Raw genomic sequence first — 10,952 nt, 5'->3', positions numbered from 1 at the left:
AGACCTTTTACTTTTAAACTCCGTTCATTGCGATGTTAGCTCTTAGGAAGTGTCGTGAAAACGGTCCACTCTTTCTTCACTTCACCTTTGTGGCCAATCACCGTTGCGGTGACTCGACGGTTCAACGCATGACTCACTTGGTCGGTGCCTTGTGTTGCAAGTACCGTGTCTCCATAGCCGACAATGGTGACTCTATCTCCACTAATACCATTCATCATGAGTTCTTTTCTAACGTTCTCAGCGCGGCGTTTAGATAAGTCAAGATTGTGTTCTGCAGTACCAGTACGACTGGCATAGCCCTGAATCTCTATCGATGTATTTGGATACTCCTTCAAGAAGTCGGATAGTTCTCGAATTTGCTCCGTAAAGATAGGATTGATCACATCGGAATCATTCGCGAACAGAACTCGAATTTGCATTTCTTGCGAGGAGTCGACATACGAACCGCAGCCATCGTTATCTATCTCGGCACCTAAAGGAGTACCCGGACATAAATCGCGCTCATTAATGACTCCATCAGAATCATCATCAAGATGATCTGCCCACTGATCGGCAATTGGCGTATCAATATAATCATATTCATCGCCTTTATCGGATGAACTGCATGCCGAAATCATCAATGAGAGTGCAATAAGAGTTATGTATTTCATAATTAATACTCCACTTCTTCTAGCCATTCTTTAGGCATTTCAACCCTTAATGCACTCAACAGTTGACCTGTTGCGTTCATCACTCGATATTTGGCGTACTGCTCTGCGTATTTAGAATCTAAGTAGTCTTTACGTGCCTCAAAGAGTTCGTTTTCAGTATTCAATAGATCAAGCAGCGTTCGCTTACCAATGCGATATTGTTTTTCATACGCAATAACGGTTTCAGATGCCGAGTCTACATGATCTGACAAGAACTCTTTTTGCTGTAGGGTCAAATCCAGTGCGCTCCATGAAAGCCTTAACCCTTCTTCAACATTGCGATAAGCACCTTCACGTAAGTCTTTCGCTTTATTTAACTGATAGGCAAAGTTTTCTGAGTTTGCAGCGTCACTGCCGCCATTAAATAGGTTGTAGCGTAGACGTAGCATGGCAAGTGTTTCATCACTGCGGCCTTTTAAGCCATCAGCGTCGTCACGCCATGTTTGTGAAGCTTCAATGGAAATGGTTGGGTAATTAACACCTTTAGATTGTTTGTATTGAAACTTAGCAGAGTCTACGTCTGCGAGCGCGACTTGAATGACAGGGTGTAGTTCAAATGCCAAACCTACCGCTTCATCAATGGTGTATGGAATGAAATTCTGATCCGCTCTTGGAAAGATCAACCCTTGCGGGGTTTGACCCACTAAACGAGTGAACATAGTGTGAGAGTCGTACAAATTATTTTGAGCAGCTGCCAAATTACCGTGTGCTTTTGCCAAACGTGCTTCTACCTGTGTTAAGTCAGCGGTAGAGCCGATACCTGAGTTGACTCGTTTTTTAATGTCTTCGTAAATATCTTTGTGAACCGCCAAGTTATTTTCAGAAAGCTTGAGTATTTCGTAAGCTTTTACTGCGTCTAAATACACTTTGGTGACTTCAAGTGCTTTATCTGATGCATCGGCCAAAAGTTGAAATCTTACTGATTCAGCATCGGCTGCGGTACGATCGATATCATTTAAGGTTGCACTGCCATCCCATATGAGCTGAGTAAGTGTTACCGAAGCTTCCTTTCGAGTGTAATCTGTATCCCCACGTCCCACCTCGTCAGAAGGGTCTAATCCCTCGTAACCAATGCCCGCATCTAAATCAATAGAAGGTAAGTAGGCGCCCGAAGAGGCTTCATTTACGTATTTTCGACTGGTGAACTCGTTAAATGCGCTCTTAATGTCAGGATTGTTTTTTAACGTCAATGCCACGGCTTGCTCTAAAGTTTGACCGAAAACGGGTAAAGACACTATTAAACTACAGCAGCAAGCAATATTTAGTCGGTTCCATTTCACGGTATTTCTCCTAAAAATTCGTGTTGCTTTTTGCTATTTCATCTCATAACTGAGACGAAACATCATAAATAACAGTGCTTGAGTAAGGGATTTATCAACCTACTGTTAAAACTAGGCTTTTGTTTAAAAATTCCAGAATTTCGCCTTTTTAAACCTTAGCACATATGGCAAATGTTGCTCAGCAACATGGCAAGTTTAGCTCGGAGAAAAGCTTGAATTCTTAATATCATAGCGTTTCACAACCTGTGTCACTCTGCGCTTTTTTGTAACTCTGCCCCTTGAGTTATCAAACGTCCTACAAGCTACACATACAACGAAAATATGATGATTTTGACTAAACTATAGACGTAAATGTAGGGGTGACAAACTTTTGACTTGGTTTGAAGTGGGGCGAGGTAGATATGGATCGAGTAACTTTGAGCTCATTGATGGGCAACATCGTGGTTATCGGGCTGGATGGGGAAATCAGGACCCTAGAAGAGGGACAACTACCTCAACCAGGAGAGTTAATAATTGATGAGGTATCAGATACTTCTGAGCTTGTGATCGAGCAGGTGACACCACAAGGAAGTTCGATAAACGTAACTGATGATATCACAGCGTTAATTGAAGCAATTGCTAGTGGGGAAGATCCGACTGAGCTGGGTGAAGAGTTTGAGCCTGCTGCAGGTGAAGGGAACGGGTCTAGCCCACAAAATACGGGGGCTATAGATCGTACAGGTGCTGAATTACTCGCCAGTACCAATTTTGAGACAGTGGGAACTGACGGAACAGGATTTTCAAGTACTCAGGTAGAGACGCTACTCGATATTTTCCAAATACAACCACCAGAACCAACAGCAATATCAGTTCCTGCAACAGTAATTGTTCAAGAGATTTCTAGCCCAACTGTCAATGAGGGCGATCTGGTTTCTTTCGACGTCACACTTAACCAACCAACAGAAGACAATATCAATATCACTTTTTCTCTGTTCGATCAGACTGCGACTGGTGGATCTACTGACGAGAGCGGAAGTGACTACGTCAACGAGAGTGTTCTCATAACATTTTCCGATGGCACAACAGAAGAAATCTCAGTCGATGACAACGGTATTTTTACTGTGTCGGTCCCGTTAGGTGAAAATGGTTTTACGGTTTCTCTCGACTCTATAAATGACTCTATATTCGAAGGCCCAGAAACATTTACGCTTTCTGGCAACACAGAAGAACAAAGTACACCTGCAACTGGGATTGCAACCATTGTTGATGATGGTAGTGGGCCTGGTTTAAGTCCTGATGATGATCGTCCAACGGTAACGATGAGCGATGCAGGGACGATTAATGAAGGTGATTTAGCCAGCTTTAAAGTGTCTTTATCGAATCCATCAGCTACAGATGTTGAGGTCGAACTAAGTCTCAACCTAGGTGATACCGAAGCGGGTGACTTAGGCACCTTAGAATACAACACGGGCTCCGGTTGGGTTACGGTGCCAAACGATGGTGTGGTGACGGTGCCTGGCGGGCAGACTGAGTTTGATGTACGCATTGCTTCTATTGATGACGCGGTGTTCGAAGGTCCAGAAGATTTCAGTGTTACGGTAACGGGCATTGGTGCGGTGCAAGGCAGCGATACGGGTACAGCAACGATTGTGGATGACGGCAGTGGCCCGGGGCCTGATCCGGATGATGACCGTCCAAGTGTGACTATTACCGACGCTGGCACCATTAATGAAGGTGAGACTGCGAACTTCAAAGTCACCTTATCGAATGCCTCCGAGTCGAGTGTTCAAGTTGAACTTGGCCTCAACTTAGGCGATACCGAAGCGGGTGACTTAGGCACCTTAGAATACAACACTGGCTCCGGTTGGGTTACGGTGCCAAACGACGGTGTGGTGACGGTGCCTGCCGGGCAGACTCAGTTTGATGTGCGCATTGCTTCCATTGATGACGCCGTTTATGAAGGTCCTGAAGATTTCAGTGTTACGGTAACGGGCATTGGTGCGGTGCAAGGCAGCGATACGGGTACAGCAACGATTGTGGATGACGGCAGTGGCCCTGGACCTGATCCCGATGATGACCGCCCAAGTGTGACTATTACGGATGCTGGCACCATTAATGAAGGTGAAACAGCTAACTTCAAAGTTACGTTATCGAATGCGTCTGAAGCCGAAACGCAGGTGGAGTTGGGTCTTAATCTCGGCGATACCGAAGTTGGAGATTTGGGCACCCTAGAATACAACACGGGAAGTGGTTGGGTTGCAGTGCCAAATGATGGCGTGGTGACGGTGCCAGCCGGGCAAACCGAATTTGATGTGCGTATTGCTTCTGTTGATGACGACGTTTATGAAGGCCCTGAAGATTTCAGTGTCACGGTAACCGGCATTGGGGCGGTGCAAGGCAGCGATACGGGCACGGCGACGATTGTGGATGACAGCAGTGGCCCGGGCCCCGATCCAGACGATGACCGTCCGAGTGTTACTATTACCGACGCTGGCACCATTAATGAAGGTGATACGGCGAACTTTAAAGTCACGTTATCGAATGCTTCAGAGTCTAGTGTTCAAGTTGAACTCGGCCTCAACTTAGGCGATACCGAAGCGGGTGACTTAGGCACCTTGGAATACAACACGGGAAGTGGTTGGGTCACAGTACCAAACGATGGCGTGCTAACGGTGCCAGCCGGACAGACCGAGTTTGATGTGCGCATTGCTTCTATTAATGACGCTGTTTATGAAGGCCCAGAGGATTTCAGCGTTACGGTGACGGGCATTGGCGCAGTACAAGGTAGTGATACGGGCACGGCGACGATTGTGGATGACGGCAGTGGTCCAGGTCCCGATCCAGATGATGACCGTCCAAATGTCTACATCGTTGAAGATAGCGTGGGTGTTAACGAAGGTACCGATGCTGTGTATACCGTTAGATTATCGGCGACGGCCGATATCGATGTGACCGTCAGGGTGAACACCTCAACCGACGGCAGCAACACGGCGGAAGCGGACGATATAGGTAGCTTTGTGGTGACCCTTGCTGATGGTGTGACAGTGGTTAATGCCAACAGTGACGGTACGTATACCATTCCCGCCGGTGAGAAAGAGCTGAAAGTCACTGTGCCAACCACAGATGATGGCGTCTACGAAGGGGATGAAACCTTCACTGTGGCGGTACAAGGTGACACTGGCGTCCTAGGCAGTGACAGTGCGCTGGGCATTATTTACGACGGTGGTAACGGCCCTGGTCCCGATCCAGACGATGACCGTCCAAGTGTCTATATTGTCGAAGATAGCGTGGGCGTGAATGAAGGTACTGAGGCTGTGTATACCGTCCGGTTGTCGGAGACTGCCGATATTGACGTGACGGTAAGGTTGAGCACATCAACAGGAGGAACTAATACGGCAGAGCCTGGCGACATTGGTGCTATTAAGCTGACATTATCTGATGGAGTAACTGTGGTGACCGCCAACAGTGATGGCACGTATACTATCCCAGCAGGTGAAACCGATCTCAAACTGTTTGTCCCAACCACGGACGACGATGTGTATGAAGGAGGTGAAACCTTCACGGTTGCAGTGCAAGGTGCAACTGGAGTACTTGGTACTGACACTGCGTTGGGCATTATTTACGACGGCGGTAACGGCCCTGGTCCTGACCCGGATGATGATCGCCCGACCGTATCTATCTCAGATGCGGGTATCGTAGATGAGGGTGATATCGCGACGTTTACCGTGTCATTGAGTAATGCTTCGGAAGGTACAGTTCAGGTGCAGTTGACCTTAAACCCAGACGAAACAGAAGTGGATGATCTTGGCTCGCTAGAATATAACACCGGAGCAGGTTGGGTTGCTGTGCCTGTCGATGGCATCGTAACAGTGCCAGCAATGCTTACCGAATTTGATGTGCGCATTGCGACCATTGATGATGAAGTTTATGAAGGTCCGGAAGACTTCAGCGTGACCGTGACTGGTTTGGGCGCAGTTCAGGGCACCGATACTGGTTTGGCGACCATTGTGGATGATGGCACTAAAACGGACGACGATCGACCAACTGTGTCTATCTCGGATGCGGGTACCATTGATGAAGGTAGTTTCGCTACATTTACCGTGTCATTGAGTAATGCCTCAGAAGCAGCGGTCGAGGTTCAATTAACGCTGAATCTGGATGAAACAGAAGTAGGTGACCTTGGCACTCTAGAGTACAACACTGGTTCAGGTTGGGTAAGTGTACCTGTAAGTGGCATTGTGACGGTGCCGGCAGGTATGACGGAATTTGATCTACGCATCGAATCAATTGATGACGGTGTGTACGAAGGCCCTGAAGATTTCAGCGTTACAGCAACTGGCTTGGGAGCAGTTCAGGGCAGCGATACTGGTCTGGCGACCATCGTGGATAACTCACCACCTACAGCCCGTGATTTCATCATTTCGCTCGATGTTCAAAATGGTATTTTCCCGGTTCAGGATGTTGAGTTTGATGGATTAACGACGTCTGGGGAACAGCGTGTTGAAGATCTCGAAGATGACGCAGTTACTGCAAATGATGATGATATTTTAATTCAGGTCGTTAGCCTTCCTGAACACGGTGAACTGTATTATGGGGATGGAAATGGACAGGAAGTCATTATAGACGAAACCACACAGTTCCCTGAAAACACAGAGGTTAAGTATCGTCTGACTGAAGATTTCTTTGAGGAGCAGAGCTTTGACTCAGCCGATCTTCTTGAAGAACAAGGGAAAGATATCTTGGTGGGATCTTACACTCCTCCTAACTCGAACTTAACGTTCACTGGAGGTCAGATCACCACCATTGGCAACAGCATCATCTTTGATTCCGACGCTCAGATTTCAGTCGATTTTGCGAATCAACAGGTCGGGTTGGTTGTCGTTTCGCCAAATGAAACGGGTCAGGGTGATGAAATTAGTACTGGTGAATATATTACGTTAGAACTGGATGAGGATTTATCAGCAAACGAAGCGAAGCTGAACTTAGCCAGCCTGAACGACCGCTTCAACAGTGGTAGTGCATGGTTAACGGCATACATCTTCCTAAATGGTGCACTTGTTGATGTTCAGCAGTTTTACTCAACGGATATTACTTATACCAGCAACCACGAAGGTTCTATTACCGTTGCGTTAGCAAATGGCAGCTTTGATGAAATTCGACTTACTCCAGAAACCGATAGCGCGAGTGATAAAGCGGGCTTTACCTTGGTGGGGACTGAAATCACCAGTTTTACTGACGTGAACGATGACTTTACCTACCAAGCTATTGACACTGATGGTGCGGTAAGTAACGAAGCTACGGTAGCGGTTGATTTCGAGAACGTCACGGTAGAGGCTGTTACGGCGCTTGGTTATCAAACCATGGCCTTAAATTCGGATCTGAATCTGGTTATGGGGACAGATGGCGATGATATTCTGGTTGGTACTGGAGGCAATGACCTGATCATCGGTGGTTTAGGTAATGATATCTTGACTGGCGGTGAAGGTGATGACGTATTCAAATGGACAGAAATGCAATCCGCAACGGATACCGTGACAGATTTCAGTGACGGGGATCAGCTTGATTTTACCGATGTATTTGATGATATGAGTGGTACGGATATCTCCGCCTTGCTTGATGATCTTGGTTCGGGTGACTATCGCGGCAGTGTGGATGACATTTCCGTTGAAGTGACTGAAAGTGGAGGTAACTCGACGTTGACCATCAACAAAGATGGACAACAGCTAGAGGTTAACTTTGATGGTGCCTCTGCAGCCGATATTGCCAATAGTCTGATTTCTAATCTCGAGCAATTACGAGAATAGATGGCCAAAAATAAAAAAACGGAGCGTTTTTTCGCTCCGTTTTTTATTTAATAATACGGTAAACTAACACTGTGATTACAGAACTTTACATGCAAAACCTTTCAGGTAGAAACCTTCCGGGTATGCTGTATCGGTTGGGTGGTCAGCAGCTTGTTCAAAGCGCTCCACAAACTTTACTTGGCGGTTAGCATCTAAGGCTGCGTCAGCAATGATTTTCTGGAACAAAACTTGATCCATTAAGCCAGAGCACGAATAGGTCAGTAGCGTACCGCCAGGTTTTAGGATTTGCATTGCTAGCATGTTGATGTCTTTGTAACCACGACATGCGCCGTTTAGTTGGGCTTTACTGTCTGCAAACTTAGGTGGATCCATGATAACCACATCGAACTGAGTTCCTTGGTCACGATACTCACGAAGCAGTTTAAACACGTCTGCGTTTAGGAACACGGCGCGCTTCTTCGAGATATCAAATTCATTCAGTTCTGCGTTGAACTTCGCAGTGTCTAGAGCAGGTTGTGATACGTCAGCGTTTATCACACGCTTTGCATCACCTTTCAGAGCGTAAAGTCCGAAGCCACCTGTGTAAGAGAAGCAGTTAAGAACTTCCTTGCCTTTCACATATTTCATCGCTTGCTGGCGACTATCACGTTGATCTAGGTAGAAACCTGTTTTATGACCGCCAACGATATCTACACTAATCTTTACGCCATTTTCTTCGATGACGACCGATTTAGGTGGCTCTTCGCCGTGCAGTACACCAGTGGCTTCTTTCAAACCCTCTTTCTTACGTACCGCGACGTCAGAACGCTCGTACACATTACAATCAGGGAAGCACTCAACTAGAGCATCAACAATGGCCTGCTTATTGTGTTCTGCGCCAGCACTGAGAAGTTGGCACACAAAGAAATTTTGGTAACGGTCGATCGTAACGCCTGGCATACCATCAGACTCTGCCGCGATAAGGCGGTAACCCGTAAGGCCATCACGTTCGATAATGTCTTCACGAAGAAGTTGTGCGTCTTTTAATCGTTTTACGAAAAACGCGGTGTCGATTTCTTCTTTATCAAAACTCCAAATACGAGCACGAATTTGTGAAGCTGGCGAATATGCCGCTTTAGCTAGCCATTTACCGTCGTGAGTGAATACATCAACCGTTTCGCCAAGAGCCGGTTCGCCCTCAACTTTGTTGATGCCTCGAGAGAAGATCCAAGGGTGCTTGCGCTTGACCGATTTCTCACGACCTTTAACCAAATAGATAGCAGCTGTCATTTCATTAGCTCTTGTTGAATTTTGAAAGGGGCGTATTGTCCGGGATGTGAATGGTAAAAGCAATATCCCTCGGCAATCCAGTACATTGTAGTGACTTTTAAATACAAAAAAGGGTCACTAAAGTAACCCTTTTATTTGAACTGGTCGTAACAGATTACGTTGCTACGCTTTAAGTCCAGTAAGGAGCGACTCCATGGTGTCGCTTTGCTTACGCAGTTGATCCACGTTTTGTGAAGTCGTGCTGATCATATTGCACACGTTATCTGCTTGAACTCGAATCTCTTCAACGCTTGAGGCGATATTGTCCGCGACTACACCTTGTTCTTCAGCCGCTGTTGCAATTTGAATGCTACTGTCGGAGATAGTTTGATTTTTATCTGCCAAAGAGCCGATTTCGTGATTCACTTCCGTCATGAGGTTTTGTCCCTCATTTGCATTGTTGACAGTCACTTCCATCAGTTTAGTAAGTGATTGACTGTTACGCTGTAATGATTCGATCATCGTTTGGATTTCAACCGTCGCTTGCTGAGTGCGTCCCGCAAGAGCGCGAACCTCATCCGCAACGACCGCAAATCCACGACCTTGCTCACCAGCACGTGCTGCTTCAATGGCTGCGTTCAATGCAAGTAGGTTAGTTTGCTCGGAAATCCCATTAATGGTTGTCACGACTTCATCAATTTGTGCGGCATTGGCATCTAACTCCGCTACTGCTTGAGACGCAGATTGAATCTCATTAGAGAGGTTCGAAATCGAGTGAAGCGTATTCTCTACTTTTACTTGTCCAGACTGAGCCACGCTGCGCGCATCATCGGTTTGCGCGCTTGAATCGTGAGCTAATGTCGCGACTTCTCGAATCGTTGATGCCATCTGTTCCGTTGCACTCGCAAGAGAGTTGAGGTGCTCTTGTTGCGTCGCAGAAATATCTGAACTGTGATGAATTGATTGATTCAGGTCTGAGCTAATTTGTTGCATTAACGCCACAGACTCTTGAATCGACAGCACCATTTGTTGCTCTCGTTCTGCAACTTTGTCTATCGTAATAGCAATTTCACTAAACTCGTCGCGAACTGGGAAGAAGTTCATTCTCGCGGTTAGGTCACCATCCGCTAGGGTGTTTAATGCTTTATTCATCGTGAACATTGCGCCGCCGATAAACGTCATGATGTAGTAAACGCCAAGCGCGAGAATAAACAAGCTCACACAGATGATGCTCACTTGAGTCGTTGATAGGGCAGTCCATAGAGAAAGTTCATGGTTTGCAACCAAGCTGTACGCACCATTTAGAACAGACACGGATTGTGGACCAGAGCCAAGAGAAACGGTTTCTGAACCAGCTATGAGGTTTGCTACTTGCGATTGAGAAAGGTTGCCTGCCTCTATCAGACCTTTCATAAGCATGAGCTCTTCTTGGTACATACTTGAGATCAACGTATTAGCCGCGCTATTAAGGACGAGAGTGAGAATGACTAAAGCAAGAAGAGGGAGAACGAAGAGCAAATAGAACTTTTCTTGAATCTTTAAGTGAATGAGATACTTATCAATCCAGCGGAATGGAATTTCTTTCATAATTATAATAACCGTGCAAAAACCCACTATCCTTAGTGGGGTGAATAGACGAAAAGAATATATCACTCAGTAAAAAGAAGCGGTACAAAGATGAACGTAAAGTGTGAGAGATTTATAGTAAAAGGTCACGTTCAAGGCGTCGGCTTTCGTTACCATACTTCCCATCAAGGATTGAAACTGGGTTTGACGGGTTACGCGAAGAACCTAAACAATGGTGATGTTGAAGTGATGGCGTGTGGAACAGACGCACAAATAGCTGCGTTTTCCGAGTGGTTGAAAGAAGGCCCGCGAACGGCAACAGTGGAGAGTGTGATACAGGAGTCTGCGTCATATAAGCCGTTGCGCGGTTTTAAGATTTTGTAAAC

6 protein-coding genes are annotated in these 10,952 nt (G+C 46.3%); 2 read left to right on the top strand and 4 right to left on the bottom strand.

From position 1 onward, the window contains the following. Positions 1 to 35 precede the first annotated feature (35 nt). A complete protein-coding gene (locus ACHFJ9_RS15825) occupies positions 36 to 650 on the bottom strand; it encodes an OmpA family protein (RefSeq protein WP_006741557.1) in 615 nt (204 codons plus the stop codon). 2 nt (positions 651 to 652) lie between these two features. Further along, positions 653 to 1,969 carry a TolC family outer membrane protein gene (locus ACHFJ9_RS15820; RefSeq protein ID WP_048626423.1) on the bottom strand — a complete coding sequence of 439 codons (1,317 nt, stop codon included), beginning with the start codon at positions 1,967 to 1,969 and terminating at the stop codon, positions 653 to 655. Positions 1,970 to 2,370: 401 nt separating this feature from the next. Here ACHFJ9_RS15820 and ACHFJ9_RS15815 point away from each other — a divergent pair, with 401 nt between their 5' ends. Beyond that, the gene (locus ACHFJ9_RS15815; RefSeq protein WP_395355430.1) at positions 2,371 to 7,752 is read left to right on the top strand and encodes a Calx-beta domain-containing protein; all 5,382 of its coding nucleotides are present in this window, start codon (positions 2,371 to 2,373) and stop codon (positions 7,750 to 7,752) included. A gap of 75 nt (positions 7,753 to 7,827) precedes the next feature. Here ACHFJ9_RS15815 and ACHFJ9_RS15810 read toward each other — a convergent pair whose 3' ends face one another. Continuing rightward, on the bottom strand, positions 7,828 to 9,021 hold the full coding sequence (locus ACHFJ9_RS15810; protein ID WP_167713295.1) for a class I SAM-dependent methyltransferase: 1,194 nt from the start codon (positions 9,019 to 9,021) through the stop codon (positions 7,828 to 7,830). A 162-nt stretch (positions 9,022 to 9,183) separates the two neighbouring features. Further along, positions 9,184 to 10,587 (bottom strand): methyl-accepting chemotaxis protein, encoded by a 1,404-nt coding sequence (locus ACHFJ9_RS15805; RefSeq protein WP_046876204.1) that lies wholly within the window; start codon positions 10,585 to 10,587, stop codon positions 9,184 to 9,186. Positions 10,588 to 10,677: 90 nt separating this feature from the next. Between ACHFJ9_RS15805 and yccX the strand changes: the two genes are divergently transcribed. Then, on the top strand, positions 10,678 to 10,950 hold the full coding sequence (gene yccX, locus ACHFJ9_RS15800; RefSeq protein ID WP_161442415.1) for an acylphosphatase: 273 nt from the start codon (positions 10,678 to 10,680) through the stop codon (positions 10,948 to 10,950). Positions 10,951 to 10,952 lie beyond the last annotated feature (2 nt).

Source organism: Vibrio sp. D3 (assembly GCF_043995865.1).
GTDB lineage: Bacteria > Pseudomonadota > Gammaproteobacteria > Enterobacterales > Vibrionaceae > Vibrio > Vibrio diabolicus.
Note: the sequence above shows the minus strand (reverse complement) of the source record. Positions and strands in the feature narration are given on the sequence as shown.